Annotated in this window: 14 protein-coding genes; 9 read left to right on the top strand and 5 right to left on the bottom strand. The window is 66.6% G+C overall.

Translation table 11 applies throughout. From position 1 onward, the window contains the following. Window positions 1–275 precede the first annotated feature (275 nt). On the bottom strand, window positions 276–977 hold the full coding sequence (locus AC1DHX_RS06275) for a prepilin peptidase (RefSeq protein WP_476858976.1): 702 nt from the start codon (window positions 975–977) through the stop codon (window positions 276–278). Window positions 978–1293: 316 nt separating this feature from the next. Here AC1DHX_RS06275 and rplM point away from each other — a divergent pair, with 316 nt between their 5' ends. The 3 genes from rplM (at window position 1294) to glmM (ending at window position 3758) form a co-directional block, all read left to right on the top strand. Beyond that, window positions 1294–1737 carry a 50S ribosomal protein L13 gene (gene rplM, locus AC1DHX_RS06270; RefSeq protein ID WP_015937805.1) on the top strand — a complete coding sequence of 148 codons (444 nt, stop codon included), beginning with the start codon at window positions 1294–1296 and terminating at the stop codon, window positions 1735–1737. Between the two features lie 36 nt (window positions 1738–1773). Next, window positions 1774–2283 carry a 30S ribosomal protein S9 gene (rpsI, locus tag AC1DHX_RS06265; RefSeq protein ID WP_018773707.1) on the top strand — a complete coding sequence of 170 codons (510 nt, stop codon included), beginning with the start codon at window positions 1774–1776 and terminating at the stop codon, window positions 2281–2283. A 113-nt stretch (window positions 2284–2396) separates the two neighbouring features. After that, window positions 2397–3758 carry a phosphoglucosamine mutase gene (gene glmM, locus AC1DHX_RS06260; protein WP_476858975.1) on the top strand — a complete coding sequence of 454 codons (1362 nt, stop codon included), beginning with the start codon at window positions 2397–2399 and terminating at the stop codon, window positions 3756–3758. Window positions 3759–3927: 169 nt separating this feature from the next. Here the strand turns inward: glmM and AC1DHX_RS06255 are convergent, their stop codons facing one another. The 3 genes from AC1DHX_RS06255 to AC1DHX_RS06245 all read right to left on the bottom strand — a co-directional run bounded on the left by AC1DHX_RS06255 (window position 3928) and on the right by AC1DHX_RS06245 (window position 5520). Beyond that, complete coding sequence (locus tag AC1DHX_RS06255; RefSeq protein ID WP_476858974.1) at window positions 3928–4590, bottom strand: methyltransferase family protein; 663 nt, start codon at window positions 4588–4590, stop codon at window positions 3928–3930. Beyond that, entirely contained in the window at window positions 4587–4883 is a 297-nt protein-coding gene (locus tag AC1DHX_RS06250) for a hypothetical protein (protein ID WP_476858973.1), read from the bottom strand. The genes AC1DHX_RS06255 and AC1DHX_RS06250 overlap by 4 nt, the downstream gene beginning before the upstream one ends. A 67-nt stretch (window positions 4884–4950) precedes the next feature. Next, window positions 4951–5520, bottom strand: coding sequence for a M15 family metallopeptidase (locus tag AC1DHX_RS06245; protein WP_476858972.1), 570 nt, complete (start codon window positions 5518–5520; stop codon window positions 4951–4953). On the opposite strand from AC1DHX_RS06245, the gene AC1DHX_RS06240 reads away from it, so the two are divergent. After that, window positions 5510–5884: a hypothetical protein gene (locus AC1DHX_RS06240; protein ID WP_476858971.1), complete on the top strand. Its 375-nt coding sequence runs from the start codon at window positions 5510–5512 to the stop codon at window positions 5882–5884. The two genes, AC1DHX_RS06245 and AC1DHX_RS06240, sit on opposite strands and share 11 nt — an antisense overlap. A 10-nt stretch (window positions 5885–5894) precedes the next feature. Here AC1DHX_RS06240 and coaA read toward each other — a convergent pair whose 3' ends face one another. Further along, a complete protein-coding gene (gene coaA / locus AC1DHX_RS06235) occupies window positions 5895–6860 on the bottom strand; it encodes a type I pantothenate kinase (protein WP_026266484.1) in 966 nt (321 codons plus the stop codon). 145 nt (window positions 6861–7005) lie between these two features. On the opposite strand from coaA, the gene glmS reads away from it, so the two are divergent. The 5 genes from glmS (at window position 7006) to treY (ending at window position 15639) form a co-directional block, all read left to right on the top strand. Then, window positions 7006–8898, top strand: coding sequence for a glutamine--fructose-6-phosphate transaminase (isomerizing) (gene glmS, locus AC1DHX_RS06230; RefSeq protein WP_476858970.1), 1893 nt, complete (start codon window positions 7006–7008; stop codon window positions 8896–8898). 4 nt (window positions 8899–8902) lie between these two features. Beyond that, window positions 8903–9250, top strand: coding sequence for a holo-ACP synthase (locus AC1DHX_RS06225; RefSeq protein ID WP_018773713.1), 348 nt, complete (start codon window positions 8903–8905; stop codon window positions 9248–9250). A 68-nt stretch (window positions 9251–9318) separates the two neighbouring features. Further along, window positions 9319–10857: an NAD(P)H-hydrate epimerase gene (locus tag AC1DHX_RS06220; protein WP_476858969.1), complete on the top strand. Its 1539-nt coding sequence runs from the start codon at window positions 9319–9321 to the stop codon at window positions 10855–10857. 91 nt (window positions 10858–10948) lie between these two features. Beyond that, a complete protein-coding gene (glgX, locus tag AC1DHX_RS06215) occupies window positions 10949–13306 on the top strand; it encodes a glycogen debranching protein GlgX (RefSeq protein ID WP_476858968.1) in 2358 nt (785 codons plus the stop codon). After that, the gene (gene treY, locus AC1DHX_RS06210; protein ID WP_476858967.1) at window positions 13303–15639 is read left to right on the top strand and encodes a malto-oligosyltrehalose synthase; all 2337 of its coding nucleotides are present in this window, start codon (window positions 13303–13305) and stop codon (window positions 15637–15639) included. The genes glgX and treY overlap by 4 nt, the downstream gene beginning before the upstream one ends. The last annotated feature ends 11 nt before the right edge of the window (window positions 15640–15650 follow it).

Here is a 15650-nt window from a genome sequence, read left to right as displayed (position 1 = left end):
CAGTCATTTTAATTTCCTTTTCCAGAGTTTGCGAATAGTGAACGAATTTCCAGCAAATCCCCTTTGCCTATTCACTGGAGTTCGTTGGGACAACATTTGCACGGCCGTAATCGGCGGCGCAATGAAGATCGATACTCGACTTTTGGAGGGGAATTGGGGGTACCACTTGCCCACAAATGAGAGGTGTACTCAGTTTCCAAGTAGGAGCGGGGCTCTACTACTTGGTTTGATAAGTCGTCTTACTTAAGCGGTGTCCACGCGGACGCGGAGGCCACTTACGGCAGCAGCAGGATGACTGCCAGGCCGGCAGCCAGCATCGAGGGCCCGTAAGGCACTTCCGTCGGCTTGTTTCCGCGGTTTTTGAGGACCAGAAGCAGCGAGGCAGCGCCTCCAGCGACGAACCCCAAGGCTCCGCCGTAGAACAAGTGGGACCAGCCTAGGTAGCCCAAGTACAGTCCAAGTGGTGCTGCGAGCTTCACATCACCCATTCCAAGACCGTTTCGGCTGGTCAGGGCAAGAAAAAGGTACAAAACGAACAAAATTAAGGCGCCGCCCGCCCCTCGCAGGAGGCTTCCCGCCTCGCCGGACACCCCCGCAGCGACCCCGAGTAGCACGATTCCGGCCCCCAGCAGAGGCAGGACCAGCCGGTTGGGCAGCAGGTGGTGGATCAGGTCGATGCGCGCCAGCTGGACGCCGGCCACTGCCAGCAGGACGTAGGCGGGGAGTTCAGGGGAGAGCCCGAAGCGCCAGGCCAGCAGTGCGGACAGCGCAAAGGTGGCCGCCGCCGTCGTCAGTCTGGTTCGTACCGACAGGGGTCCGCCAAGGCGGGGGAGCGCGCGCAGGATGAGGAGCTCGGCCAACAGGGAGAGGCAAGCGCCCGCGAGAGCGACGCCGGCTAAGAAGAGGATCCCGGTGAGCGATCCGGCCGGCTGGGTGAACAGCAGCGAGACGGTGCTGGCGGCGGCGGGATCGGACACGGTTCCTCCAGGGATGCGACGGGCCGGCACGGGACAGTCTGCGAAGAGAGCAGACAGGATGCATCCGGACACCCCATTTTGACCCAAGAGGCCGCCGTCGGCTATTCTTGGTAGTCGTTGTGCGTGTCCTATCTCGATGGTGCGTGCCCGCTTGAGAATCCGGTTGCAGGATAACTACTCAACGTGCACATTCGAGACCTCAGGATGACTGGTTACATGGAGCCCTCACCTCTGTTCCGGTAGCGCATAGATAGTAGGTGCACCGTAAGAGTGACGCCTAAAACAAGAACGCCAGAACAAGAACGAGGCAAACACCGTGCGTACGTACACCCCGAAGCCCGGCGATATCAACCGCCAGTGGCACGTCATTGACGCCACCGACGTTGTCCTTGGTCGTCTCGCCAGCCAGACCGCAATCCTGCTGCGCGGCAAGCACAAGGCCACCTTTGCGTCCCACATGGACATGGGCGACTTCGTCATCATCATCAACGCTGAAAAGGTTGCCCTCACCGGCGCCAAGCTGGAGCAGAAGCGCGCATACCGCCACTCCGGCTACCCGGGCGGCCTGACCTCCGTCAACTACGCGGAGCTGCTTGAGTCCAACCCGGTTCGCGCCGTGGAGAAGGCCATCAAGGGCATGCTCCCGAAGAACTCCCTCGCTGCACAGCAGCTGGGCAAGCTGAAGGTGTACCGCGGTGCAGAGCACCCCCACGCCGCCCAGCAGCCCAAGACTTTCGAAATCACCCAGGTCGCCCAGTAGTCCTGGCCACCAACCAACTTTTTATCAAGGAGAATCGTGGCTCAGAACGAAGAACTGACCACCGAAGCCGTTGAGGCTGAGGAAAACCTGACCAGCTACACCTCGGAGAGCGGTGCTGCGGAAGCAGCTGCGCCGAAGAAGGAACGCCCGGCACTGACCGTTGCCGGCGCTGCAGTTGGCCGTCGTAAGGAAGCCGTTGCGCGCGTTCGCGTTGTGCCCGGCTCCGGCAAGTGGACCATCAACGGCCGCGAGCTGGCGAACTACTTCCCGAACAAGCTGCACCAGCAGGACGTCAACGAGCCCTTCAAGATCCTCGATCTTGACGGCGCCTACGACGTCATTGCCCGCATCCATGGTGGCGGCATCTCCGGCCAGGCCGGTGCCCTGCGCCTCGGCATCGCCCGTTCGCTGAACGAGATCGACACCGAGAACAACCGCGCCACCCTGAAGAAGGCCGGTTACCTGCGCCGCGACGCTCGCGTCATCGAGCGCAAGAAGGCCGGTCTCAAGAAGGCCCGTAAGGCTCAGCAGTACTCGAAGCGTTAATTCCGCTTCCAAGCGCTTCTGGCGCTTGCACGAAAGCCCGTTCCGCCACTCGGCGGGGCGGGCTTTCGCTGTTTAAGCCGGACTTGCCCCGTCCATCGACTAAACTTGGTCCGATGTCTAGATTATTTGGAACCGATGGAGTCCGTGGCCTGGCGAACGGGTTGCTGACCGCCGAGCTCGCGTTGCAGCTGGCCCAGGCCGCCGCCGTCGTACTTGGCCATGACCGCAACACGACCGGGAAACGGCCGATCGCCGTGGTGGCACGCGACCCGCGGGCCAGCGGCGAGTTCCTCGCGGCCGCCGTGGAGGCAGGGCTCTCAAGCTCGGGAATCGACGTCTACGACGCCGGCGTGCTGCCCACCCCGGCCGCCGCCTACCTCGTGGCGGACCTCAACGCCGACTTCGGCGTCATGATCTCCGCCTCCCATAACCCCGCGCCGGACAACGGGATCAAGTTCTTCGCCCGCGGCGGCCAGAAGCTGCCCGACGACGTCGAGGACGCCATTGAAGTGCAGCTCGCCAAGGAGCCATACCGGCCCGTCGGCGGTGAGGTGGGACGGATCCAGCGTTTCTCCGACGCAGAGGACCGCTACATCGTGCACCTGCTCGGCACGCTTCCGCACCGCCTGGACGGTTTGAAGGTCGTCCTCGACTGCGCCCACGGCGCGGCCAGCGGCTGTTCCCCGCAGGTGTTCAAGGACGCCGGCGCCAACGTGATCGTCATTGGCGCCGAACCGGACGGGCTCAACATCAACGAAGGCGTCGGCTCCACGCACCTTGGCCCGCTCAAGCGCGCTGTCCTGGACCACGGGGCGGACCTCGGCATTGCGCACGACGGCGACGCCGACCGTTGCCTGGCCGTGGACCACGAAGGCAATGAGGTGGACGGCGACCAGATCATGGCCATCCTGGCCGTGGCCCTCAAGGCCGCCGGAAAGCTTAAGGACGATGTCCTTGTGGCCACCGTCATGAGCAACCTCGGCCTGAAGCTCGCCCTGCGCGACGCCGGGATCAGCCTGCGCGAAACCGGCGTGGGGGACCGCTACGTCCTCGAGGAAATGCGCAACGGCGGCTTTAGCCTCGGAGGCGAGCAGTCCGGACATGTGATTTTTGCCGACCACGCCACCACCGGCGACGGCGTCCTCACCGGCCTGCAGATCGCGGCACAGGTGGCCCTCACCGGGCGCCCGCTCAAGGAACTGTCCACGGTGATGACCAAGCTGCCGCAGGTCCTCATCAACGTCAAGGGCGTGGACCGTACGCGGGTCAAGGGCGATGAAGTAGTGGCCGCGGCCGTGGCGATCGCCGAATCCGAACTCGGCGACACCGGCCGCGTCCTGCTGCGTCCCTCAGGCACCGAACCGGTGGTGCGGGTCATGGTGGAGGCCGCAGACCATGAAACCGCCTCGGACGTCGCCGAGCGGCTGGCCCAGGTGGTCCGGACCGAATTGGCCCTGGAGCTCATGGTCGACTGATACGCGCACAGCGCAATCAGCAACTCAGGCACTAGCGCCTGAGTTGCTGAGATTGGGGGCTTCCCGGGAAGCTAGCCACTGGGAGAGCTCCCCGTGAGCGGGGCAGGATACGGGGCCACATGATCATGCAAAGTGCGGATGCCGCCAGTCGCCTTTGGCCGCGGCGTGGTCAGAACACGCCGGGCACAAATCTCTTAGTTCGCAGCTTGTAAGCTGCATATTGGGGCAAGTTCGCCTCCAGTAGCTGTTCCTCCTGGGCTGCGCGGTAGGCCTGGATCACGCCCAGCGCCAAGAGAATTACCGTCTTCAGCCACGTGGGTTCGAAGCATACTGCCCCGGTCAGAGTCACCATCTCTCCGACGTAAAGTGGGTTACGGATGAGCCGGTACGGTCCGTGCTGCACGAGCGTTCTCACTTGGGGCCCAACGCCGAAACTTTTGCCCAGCGTGATCAGTGCATAGACAGTGAACGACATTCCCAGAGTCATGAGCCCCACCGCAAACAAAGCAAATCCCTCGGACACTTCCGATCCGCCAGCAAACGCAAAGAGGAATGGCAGGAAAGTCCCCAAGTAGGCAGCGACCGTGGGCGCAATCCCTTTGCTCCGGGCACTTGCAGGGTTCCTCGTGAGAAGGAAGATGACCACCATGACATAGAAGATGGTCATGAGTACCTGGTAGCTCAGGTACAGTGCGGCGACGAGAACAGACGACGATGCGTGATTTCCACCCGAAAATAGCGCGTTAACCGCAGATAACAACAAGAGCGCCATGACTGGGACCAAAATTACCCGTTCAACGTCAATTGACCTCGACAGCTCACGAAGTTTCATCGAAAAATTGCCTTCCGGAGAGTTGCAGACCCTAACTTCGGCGTCGGGCCCAGGATGGTCTTGACGCCGTCAAAGAACTGGTGAAACGTGCTGCTGCCATGAGCCAGCCGGACGTCCGGGAACATCAGCAGGTCCAGCAAGGAACCATCGATGGCGTGAGCCGGGGGCTGAGAGCTGTAAAGGCGAGGGGCCAGCGCGCACACATGCCGCTCAGCGGCATACGTCAGTGCGGCCATACGCCCCACAGTGGCGTAGATTTCGTCGCGCACGCTGCCGTCCCCGGTATCCCCCATTCGGACAATGTACACGGTATATGCGCCCTGAGCTGGAAAGTCCGAGGGGTACTTCGGAGGGCCGCCCTTACCGGTAGGCGGGGGCGGCCTCCAGGCCGAAGTACTGTTCCAACGTGGCGATCCCGCGGGCGGCCATGTCCGTGGCGGCCTGGACACCGATGAAGCGCAGGTGCCATGGCTCGTAGAAATACCCGGTGATTTCATGCAGCATCCACGGGTAGCGGACCACGAAGCCGAAGCGGTGGGCATTCGCCTTGGCCCAGATCGCCGCCGGACGGTCCTTGAACTGGGGCGTGAAAGAGTCCGCACCGCTGCCGTCGCCGATGTCGAACGCCCAGCCCGTCTGGTGCTCTGAGTAGCCGGGCCGGGCCGAGGCGGTGTCTGCCTCCGCCTGTCCGCGGGAATTCACGTAGCTGCCGTAGGTTGCGCGCTGCGTCGCGAACGAACGGTACCCGCTGGCCAGGGTGATGATGACGCCGTCGGCAGCCGCTGCCGCGAACATCCGCTCAGCCGCTGCCGCCGTGGTGCCGTTCACCAGTGCCGCCTCGCCCGACGTTGCAAGGCGGACGGCCGGCCGGGCCAGGTCCGGCGGCACAAAGGTGGCGGGGGAGAGCGGGCGGTGTTTGTTGACGATCACCCACGGGCTGGTGGGGTCCGAAAGGGAGTGCTGCGGCCCCGGCGCCGCGGCCGAAGGAGGGCGAGTAACGGACGATGGCGGGACAGGCGACGGCGCCTGCGTCGCCGTAGCGGTGCTTGCCGGAACGGGCGCCGACGATGAGCTTGCCTTCGGGGTCGACGCCGCGGCGGCGGCGGTCGGCGTCGAACTGCCCGTGCCCGGCGTCGGCCCCGGCGTGCCGGACGGGGTGAAGGACTGGGCCGGGGTGCAGGCGGACAGCGCCGCGAGGCCCGTGCCCGCCAGCAGGAGGCGGCTGAAGGCCCGGCGGCTCGGCGATTCCGGGCCGGCTTCCTGCCGTCCCGCCGTCCCGTCAGCGTCGTCGTAGCACATCTGTGCTAGACCTTCCTCAGCAGCATCCGGCGGATGGAGTGGTCGGCGTCCTTGGTGAGGACCAGTTGCGCGCGGCCCCGGGTCGGGAGGACGTTTTCCTCGAGGTTGGGCTCGTTGATGCGCTTCCAGATCTCACGGGCGGTCTCTTCGGCCTCGGCATCGGAGAGTGTTGCGTAACGGTGGAAGTACGATTCCGGCTGGGCGAAGGCTGTGCTCCGCAGTTTGCGGAACCGGTCCACGTACCACTCCTCGATATACGAAGTTTTCGCGTCGACGTAGATGGAGAAATCGAAGAAGTCGCTCAGGGCCAGGCCCTGCCTGCCGTCCTGCCGCGGCCGGGCCGGGGCCAGGACGTTCAGCCCCTCGACAATCAGCACGTCCGGGCGGCGCACCACCACTTCCTTGCCGGGGACGATGTCATAGGTGACGTGGGAATACCAGGGGGCCCGGACTTCCTCGGCGCCGCCCTTGATCTCGCTCACGAAGCGCAGCAGGGCACGGCGGTCGTAGGACTCCGGAAAACCCTTGCGCTCGAGCAGTTGCCGACGCTTGAGCTCGGCGAGCGGGTAGAGGAATCCGTCCGTGGTGATGAGCTCCACGTTGGGGGTGCCGGGCCAGCGCCGGAGCATTTCGCGCAGGACGCGGGCGATGGTGGACTTGCCTACGGCCACCGAACCGGCCACGCCGATCACGAACGGCGTGCGCTGGGTGCTTTCGCCGAGGAAGGTGGTGGTGGCCGCGTGAAGCTGGCCCGCGGCTTCCACATACAGGTGCAGGAGCCGGGACAGCGGCAGGTAGACCTCGCGCACTTCCTTGATGTCGAGGGGGTCCCCGAGGCCGCGAAGGCGGAACACATCCTCTTCATTAAGGGGCTGCTCCATCTGGGCAGCGAGCCGGGACCAGGTCTGCCGGTCCAGCTCCACGAACGGGGAGACACCTTCCCCGTTCGCTTCATTGCGTTGCAAAGTCACCCTAGAGATTCTGCCCTTCACAACGCCGAGAGCGAAATGGGCTGGCCGGTGGAAGCCGGGGCCGGCCGTCCTGAGCCCCGCGCAGGGGCCGTCACGCCTCGTCGTCCCACGTCCTCCCTCCCGGAAACCCGCTAGGCTTATGACCATGTGTGGAATCGTTGGATATGTGGGCCACTCAGATGGCCGGGTAAATGCTGGACACAATGCCTTGGACGTTGTCCTTGAAGGATTGCGGCGCTTGGAGTACCGGGGCTACGACTCTGCGGGTATTGCGGTGGTTGCCGACGGCACCATTTCTTCCCGGAAGAAGTCGGGCAAACTAAGCAACCTCATTGCGGAGCTGGACACCCGTCCGCTGCCGGCATCCCTCACGGGAATCGGCCACACGCGCTGGGCCACGCACGGCGGCCCGACGGACCAGAACGCGCACCCGCACCTGTCCGACGGCGGCAAGCTGGCCCTGATCCACAACGGCATCATCGAGAACTTCGCCGAGCTCAAGCTCGAACTCCAGCGCAAGGGCGCCACCTTCGAGTCCGAGACCGACACGGAAGTGGCGGCTGCCCTGCTCGGGGATGTGTACCGGAACCAGCTCGGCGGTGACGCCAGCAACGGCGGCCTCACCCGGGCCATGCAGCTTGCCTGCCAGCGGCTCGAAGGCGCTTTCACGCTCCTCGCCGTCCACGCCGACCAGCCCGACGTCGTGGTCGCCGCCCGCCGGAACTCCCCGCTCGTCGTCGGTCTCGGCGAAGGCGAGAACTTCCTCGGCTCCGACGTCTCCGGCTTCATCGACTACACCCGGCGCGCTGTGGAACTCGGCCAGGACCAGATCGTCACGATCACCGCCGACTCCGTGGAAATCACGGACTTCTACGGGGCCCCCGCCGAGGGCAAGGAATACCACGTCAACTGGGACCCGGCCTCGGCGGAAAAGGGCGGCTTCCCGTCCTTCATGGAAAAGGAAATCCACGACCAGCCGGATGCCGTGCTCCAGACTTTGCTGGGCCGCTCCGACATCCACGGCAAGCTGACGCTTGATGAGCTCCGCGTCGATCCGCAGCTGCTCAAGAACGTCAACAAGATCATCGTCCTCGCGTGCGGCACCTCCGCCTACGCCGGACAGGTGGCGAAATACGCCATTGAGCACTGGTGCCGGATCCCCACCGAGGTCGAGCTCTCGCACGAATTCCGCTACCGGGATCCGATCGTGGACGAGAACACGCTGATTGTCTCCATCTCCCAGTCCGGCGAGACCATGGACACCCTCATGGCGGTCCGCTACGCCAAGGAACAGGGCGCCAAGACCGTCTCCATCTGCAACACCAACGGCTCCACCATCCCGCGCGAATCGGACGCCGTGCTCTACACGCACGCCGGACCCGAAATCGCCGTGGCCTCGACCAAGGCGTTCCTGGCCCAGATCACGGCCGCCTACCTGCTGGGCCTTTATTTGGCACAGCTGCGCGGCAACAAGTTCCAGGGCGAGATCAAGGACATCCTGGCCGACCTGGGCAAGATCCCGGCCAAGATCCAGCGAATCCTCGACAACGAGGCCCAGATCAAGGAACTGGGCCAGTCCATGGCTGACGCCAAGTCCGTGCTGTTCCTGGGCCGCCACGTCGGTTTCCCGGTGGCGATGGAGGGTGCGCTGAAGCTCAAGGAACTCGCGTACATCCACGCCGAGGGCTTCGCCGCAGGAGAACTCAAGCACGGCCCGATCGCGCTGATCGAGGAAGGCCAGCCCGTCTTCGTGGTGGTCCCCTCCCCGCGCGGCCGCGACTCGCTGCACTCCAAGGTGGTCTCCAACATCCAGGAAGTCCGTGCCCGGGGCGCCAAGACGATCGTGATCGCCGAAGAAGGCGACGAGGCCGTCAAGGCGTACGCCGAACACGTCTTCTACATCCCGGAGACCCCTACGCTCCTGGCGCCGCTGCTCGCAACGGTTCCGCTGCAGATCTTCGCCCTCGCACTCGCCTCGGCCAAGGGTTACGACGTGGACCAGCCACGCAACCTGGCCAAGAGCGTGACCGTAGAATAACGCCATGATTGTTGGCATAGGCGTAGACGTCGTAGACATTGAGCGGTTCGGGCGCCAGCTCGAGCGCACCCCCGGGCTGCGCGACAGGCTGTTCGTCCCCGCCGAGCGGGAACTGAACACGCGGTCCCTCGCCGCGCGGTTCGCCGCGAAAGAGGCCGTGGCCAAGGTGCTGGGGGCGCCGGCCGGCATGAACTGGCAGGACTGCTGGATCGGGCTGGACCAGAACGGCCCCACCGTCCAGGTCAAAGGCACCGTGCTGGCCGTGGCGGAGTCCAAGGGCGTCAAGCGCTGGCACTTGTCCATGAGCCACGACGGCGGGATCGCCACCGCGACGGTTGTCGCCGAAGGCTGAGACGGCCGTCCAGGCAGAACCGGCCCCAGCGCCGAGCATTCCCCAGCGACCGCGAATGGACTGAAACCATGATCAGCGCCTACACCGGAACCCAAGTGCGAGAGGCCGAAAAGCCATTTCTCGACGACACCCTGGGCTCCGGTGCGGGCGCTGTTCTTATGCAGCGGGCCGCGTACGGCCTCGCCAACGCCGTGATCCGCGAACTGCGGAGCCGCGGGCAGCGGCTGTACGGCTCCAGCGTGGCCGTGCTGGCGGGCAAGGGCAACAACGGCGGAGACGGGCTCTTCGCCGCCGCGCTGCTGGCCCGCCGCGGCATGCGCACGACGGCGGTGCTCACCGCGGGCGCGGCCCACGACGCCGGGCTGGCGGCGTTCAGGAAAGCCGGCGGCCATGCCGTGGCCCTCACCGGTGACAACGCTGCCGAACTCGCCGCGCTGGCGGGCGGCGCCGACGTCGTGATCGACGCAGTCCTCGGGACCGGAGCCCAGGGCGGGCTGCGCGGACCGGCCGCCGAACTGGTCGCGGCCCTGGAGCGCTCCCGGCCGGGCTCCCGTTCCCCCTTGGTGGTGGCCTGCGATATCCCCAGCGGGGTGGACTCGGACACGGGGGAGGCGCACGCACCGGTGCTGGCGGCCGACATGACGGTGACCTTTGGGGCCGCCAAGGCCGGCCTGCTGGCGGACCCGGGCGCGGACTTCGCGGGCGCCATCCGGGTGGTCCCGATCGGAATCGAGCAGGCGCTGCCATGGCCGTCCCTGCGACGGCTTGAGGCCGCAGACCTGTCCGCCCTCCTGCCACGCCCGCAGCGGCGGGCGCACAAGTACTCCCGGGGGGTGCTGGGGGTGGTCGCGGGCTCCGGCGCTTATCCCGGCGCCGCGGTGCTGGCCTGCCAGGCCGCCCTGGCAGCCGGCGCCGGAATGGTGCGGTACCTGGGGCCGCCGGACGTCGCCGACCTGGTTCGCCGTTCCTGTCCCGAGGTGGTGTGCAGCGCCGGCGCCGTGGCCGACACGCACGTTCAGGCGTGGCTCGTTGGCTCCGGACTCGATGACTCCGATGAGGAGCAGTTGCAGCGCGCCCGTGAGGCCGCCGACTCGGGCCTGCCGACGATCGCCGACGCCGGCGCGTTGCCGGCCCTGCCTGATGTGCTCGCCCCGCAAGTGATCCTGACACCCCACGCCGGCGAACTGTCGGCATTGCTTCAGCGCCTCGGGGCTGGGTTGGACCGCTCCGCCGTCGAAGCATCCACCCTCAGCGCTGTGCGGCGGGCTGCGGGCCTGACTGAAGCCACCGTGCTGCTCAAGGGCGCCACGACCCTTGTGGCCTCCCCCTTCCAGGACTTCTTCAGCCAGTCCGAAGGCACGCCCTGGCTCGCCACGGCAGGCAGCGGCGACGTCCTGGCCGGAGTCATCGGCGCGCTGCTGGCCCAGTTGGGCGCCGACGTCGGGCGCTTCGGTGCATATGACATCGACCCCGACGCCAGATGGGCGGCGATCGCGGCGATGGCAGCCAGCATCCACGGTCTTGCCGGAGTCCGGGCTTCCCGCGGGGGGCCAGTGACCGCAACGGCCATCGCCCGTGCCATTCCGGAGGTGATGCGGGAGCTGTAACAAACGGGGGCGCTCCGAGCGCCCGGGCAAATACTAACCCTACTTACAAGTAGTCTGTCTAGAGAATATTCGTTCCGCACGAGGAGTACACATGGAAGTCTGGCCCGGATCGGCTTACCCGCTGGGAGCCACTTTTGACGGCACTGGCACCAACTTTGCCCTGTTCAGCGAGCGTGCCGAGCGGGTGGAACTGTGCCTCCTCGCTGACGACCTCACCGAAACCCGGATCGAACTGACCGAAGTGGACGGCTACGTGTGGCACTGCTACCTGCCGCAGGTCCAGCCCGGACAGAAGTACGGCTACCGGGTCCACGGCCCGTACGAACCCGAACACGGCAACCGCTTCAACCCGAACAAGCTGCTGATGGACCCCTACGCCAAGGCCGTCCAGGGCCAGATCGACTGGGACCCGGCGCTCTTCACCTACGAATTCGGCGACCCCGACTCGCGCAATGACAGCGACTCGGCCCCGCACACCATGCACGGCGTCGTCATCAACCCGTTCTTCGAGTGGGACGGCGACCGCCAGCTGCGGATCCCCTACCACCAGTCGGTCATCTACGAGGCGCACGTCAAGGGCCTGACCGAGCTCCACCCGGAAATTCCCGAAGAGCAGCGCGGCACCTATGCCGGCGTGTCCCACCCGGCCGTGATTGAGCACCTGAAGAAGCTCGGCGTCACCGCGATCGAGCTCATGCCCGTCCACCAGTTCGTCAACGACGGCACGCTCGAGGAGAAGGGCCTCAACAACTACTGGGGCTACAACACCATCGGCTTCTTCGCCCCGCAAAACACCTACAGCTCCTCCGGCGACGTCGGGCACCAGGTGCAGGAATTCAAGGCCATGGTCCGCGAGCTGCACAAGGCCGGCATCGAAGTGATCCTGGACGTGGTGTACAACCACACCGCTGAAGGCAACCACCTCGGCCCCACGCTGTCCTTCAAGGGCATCGACAACCAGGCCTACTACCGGCTGGTGGACGATGACCAGAAGCACTACATGGACTACACCGGCACCGGTAACTCCCTCAATGTCCGGCACCCGCACTCCCTTCAGCTGCTGATGGACTCCCTGCGCTACTGGGTGACGGAAATGCACGTCGACGGCTTCCGCTTCGACCTCGCCTCCACCCTGGCCCGCGAGTTCTACGACGTGGACAAGCTGTCCACCTTCTTCGAACTCATCCAGCAGGACCCGATCGTCTCCCAGGTCAAGCTGATCGCCGAGCCGTGGGACATCGGCCCGGGCGGCTACCAGGTGGGCAACTTCCCGCCCCAGTGGACCGAGTGGAACGGCAAATACCGCGACACGGTCCGCGACTTCTGGCGCGGCGAGCCCTCGACCCTGGGCGAATTCGCCTCCCGCCTGACCGGTTCCGCCGACCTCTACGAAAGCTCCGCCCGGCGCCCGGTGGCCTCGATCAACTTCGTCACGGCGCACGACGGCTTTACCATGCGCGACCTCGTGTCCTACAACGAGAAGCACAACGACGCCAACGGCGAAGGCAACAACGACGGCGAATCCCACAACCGCTCCTGGAACTGCGGCGAGGAAGGGGACACGGACAACGACCAGGTCCTGACCCTCCGTGCCCGCCAGCAGCGCAACTTCATCGCCACCTTGCTGCTCTCGCAGGGCGTCCCGATGCTCCTGCACGGCGACGAGCTCGGCCGCACCCAGCAGGGCAACAACAACACCTACTGCCAGGACTCCGAGCTGAGCTGGATCCACTGGGACGCGATGGACCAGCCGCTGGTGGAGTTCACCGCCGTCGTCAACAAGATCCGGCACGACCACCCGACGTTCCGCCGCAGCCGCTTCTTCGACGGCCGCCCGGTGGTCCGCGGTGAGGGCGAGAAACTGCCGGACATCGTCTGGCTGAAGACCGACGGCACCGGAATGCTCCCGGAGGACTGGGGCAGCGGCTTCGGCCGGACCATCGGCGTGTTCTACAACGGCCACGGCATCCAGGAACAGGACTCCCGCGGACGCCGGATCACCGACGACAGTTTCCTGCTCGGCTTCAACGCCCACGACGGCGACGTGGACTTCGCCCTGCCGGCCGAGGAGTACTCACGGTTCTGGGACGTGCTGGTGGACACCGCAGACCAGGCGGACACTGAGGCCCCGCTGAAAGCCGGGTCCGTGCTGAAGCTGGCGGCAAAGTCGATGGTGGTGCTCCGGGCCCACTCCGGCCCCGAGGTGGAAGTGGACTACTCCGCGGCAGCCTCCCTCGCCGCGATGGCCGAGCACGAGGATTCGGCGGATGCAGGTTCTGCGGTCCAGGCACCGGAAGCTCCGGCGGACCCGGCACCGGAGGCGCCGGCTCCGGCGGCCCCGGCTCCGGAGGCCCCGGCAACCGGCGCCTCCAAGGGCTCGACGAAAGCCTCCGGCTCGAAAAAGGCGGGGGCCGACAAGCCGAAGACCCCGAAGGGCCGGGCTAAATGAGAACCCCCGTCTCGACGTACCGGCTGCAGATCCGGCCCGGGTTTACGCTGCAGGACGCCGCGCAGACCGTGCCGTACCTGAAGTCGCTGGGCGTGGACTGGATCTACCTCTCGCCGATCCTCACGGCGGAGCGCGGCTCGGACCACGGCTACGACGTCACCGATCCCTCCGCCATTGATCCGGACCGGGGCGGCGCGGACGGCCTGCTGGCGGCGTCGGCCGCCGCGCGGGAGGCCGGCATGGGGGTGCTGGTCGATATCGTGCCCAACCACGTCGGCGTCGCGACCCCGGCCCAGAACCCGTGGTGGTGGTCGCTCCTGAAGGAGGGGCAGCAGTCCCGCTACGCGCAGGCGTTCGACGTCGACTGGGACTTCGGCGGCGGCCGGGTGCGGATCCCGGTGCTGGGGGACGACTCCGACGTCGACGCGCTGGAAATCAAGGACGGGGAACTGCGCTACTACGACCACCGCTTTCCGCTTGCAGAGGGCACGTATACCGCAGGTGACTCCACTGCAGACGATCCCCGCGAGGTCCACGACCGTCAGCACTACGAACTGATCGGCTGGCGCCGGGCCGACACGGACCTGAACTACCGCCGGTTCTTTGCCGTCAACAGCCTGGCCGGGATCCGGGTGGAGATCCCCGAGGTCTTCGATGAAGCCCACGCGGAGGTTGTGCGCTGGTTCCGGGAGGGGCTCGTCGACGGGCTGCGGATCGACCACCCGGACGGCCTCGCCGATCCGGAGGGATACCTGCACCGGCTGCGGGAGGCCACGGGCGGCAGCTACCTGCTGATCGAGAAGATCCTGGAACCGGGCGAGGCCCTGCCGGCCGGCTTCGAGTGCGAGGGCACCACCGGCTACGACGCCCTCGCTGACGTGGACCGGGTGTTCGTCGACGCCGCGGGCCAGGCCCCGCTTGACGCGCTCGACGCCGAACTGCGCGGCGGTGCTGCCGACTACGAGGACATGATCCGCGGCACCAAACGGCGGATCACGGACGGAATCCTGCACTCGGAGATGCTCCGGCTGGCACGGCTGGTCCCTGCCGCGGCAGGACTGGGCCAGGAAGCCGCGGCGGACGCACTGTCCGAGATCATCGCCGCGTTCCCGGTCTACCGCAGCTACCTTCCGGAGGGTGCTGACGTCCTGAAGGAGGCATGCGAACTCGCGGTCCGCCGCCGCCCCGAACTGGAAGGCGCCGTCGGCGTGCTGCTGCCGCTGCTGCTCGACGCGCAGGCAGCCCCCTCCGCAGAACTCGGCATGCGCTTCCAGCAGACCTCCGGGATGGTCATGGCCAAGGGCGTGGAAGACACCGCGTTCTTCCGCTACACCCGGCTGGGCACCCTGACCGAAGTCGGCGCCGACCCCACCGAGTTCGCCGTGGCACCGGAGGAATTCCACACCCGGATGGCCCGGCGCCAGGCCGAGCTGCCGTTGTCCATGACCACCCTCAGCACCCACGACACCAAGCGCAGCGAGGACACCCGGGCCCGGATCTCGGTGCTGGCCGAGCTCGCACCGGAATGGCAGGCATCCCTGCAGCGGCTGCAGAAGCTTGCGCCGCTGCCGGACGGACCGCTGGCCAACCTGCTGTGGCAGGCCGTCGCGGGCGTCTGGCCCGCAGACCGGGACCGGCTGCAGTCCTACGCGCAAAAAGCCGCCCGGGAGGCCGGGAACTCGACCAACTGGATCGATCCGGACGATGCCTTCGAGGCGAAACTTGCAGCCGCCGTCGACGCCGCCTTCGACACCCCGGAGGTGACCGCCGAACTGGAGTCCCTCGTGGCCCTGCTGGAGCCCTACGGGGCCGCCAATTCCCTGGGCGCCAAGCTCGTGCAGCTCACCATGCCCGGGGTTCCGGACGTGTACCAGGGCACCGAATTCTGGGACCGCTCGCTGACTGATCCGGACAACCGGCGGCCGTTCGACTTCGGTGGCCGCCGGCGCGCCCTCGCCGCGCTCGACGCCGGTGAGCGTCCGGCGTCGTTCCTGGACGAGGCAGCGAAACTCCTCGTCACCTCGCGGGCCCTGCGGCTGCGCCGGGACCGGCCGGAGCTGTTCACCGGGTACGCCCCGGTAACCGCCACGGGCTCCGCCGCTGCGCACCTGCTCGCCTTTGACCGCGGGACTCCCGCAGCCCCGGGCGCGCTGACGCTCGCCACCCGGCTGCCCCGCGGCCTGGAGCAGCGCGGCGGCTGGCAGGACACGACCGTCGAGCTCGCCGCGGCCATGGCCGATGAACTGACCGGTGCCACACACGGTCCGGGCACCGTGGCGGTGGGGGAGATCCTGGGGGACTACCCCGTGGCCCTCCTGGTGCCCACCGCCTAAGCAGTCCTTCG

This window comes from Arthrobacter sp. 05N33_2, assembly GCF_056397425.1.
The sequence above is the reverse complement of the archived record's forward strand: the minus strand, read 5'-3'. Positions and strand labels throughout refer to the sequence as shown.

What these genes read in the sequence shown, in the direction of transcription:
- glmM (WP_476858975.1), top strand. Translation starts at nt 2,397, where the DNA reads ATGTCTAGATTATTTGGAACCGATGGAGTCCGTGGCCTGGCGAACGGG.
- AC1DHX_RS06255 (WP_476858974.1), bottom strand. Translation starts at nt 4,590, where the DNA reads ATGAAACTTCGTGAGCTGTCGAGGTCAATTGACGTTGAACGGGTAATT.
- AC1DHX_RS06250 (WP_476858973.1), bottom strand. Translation starts at nt 4,883, where the DNA reads ATGGGGGATACCGGGGACGGCAGCGTGCGCGACGAAATCTACGCCACT.
- glmS (WP_476858970.1), top strand. Translation starts at nt 7,006, where the DNA reads ATGTGTGGAATCGTTGGATATGTGGGCCACTCAGATGGCCGGGTAAAT.
- AC1DHX_RS06225 (WP_018773713.1), top strand. Translation starts at nt 8,903, where the DNA reads ATGATTGTTGGCATAGGCGTAGACGTCGTAGACATTGAGCGGTTCGGG.
- AC1DHX_RS06220 (WP_476858969.1), top strand. Translation starts at nt 9,319, where the DNA reads ATGATCAGCGCCTACACCGGAACCCAAGTGCGAGAGGCCGAAAAGCCA.
- glgX (WP_476858968.1), top strand. Translation starts at nt 10,949, where the DNA reads ATGGAAGTCTGGCCCGGATCGGCTTACCCGCTGGGAGCCACTTTTGAC.
- treY (WP_476858967.1), top strand. Translation starts at nt 13,303, where the DNA reads ATGAGAACCCCCGTCTCGACGTACCGGCTGCAGATCCGGCCCGGGTTT.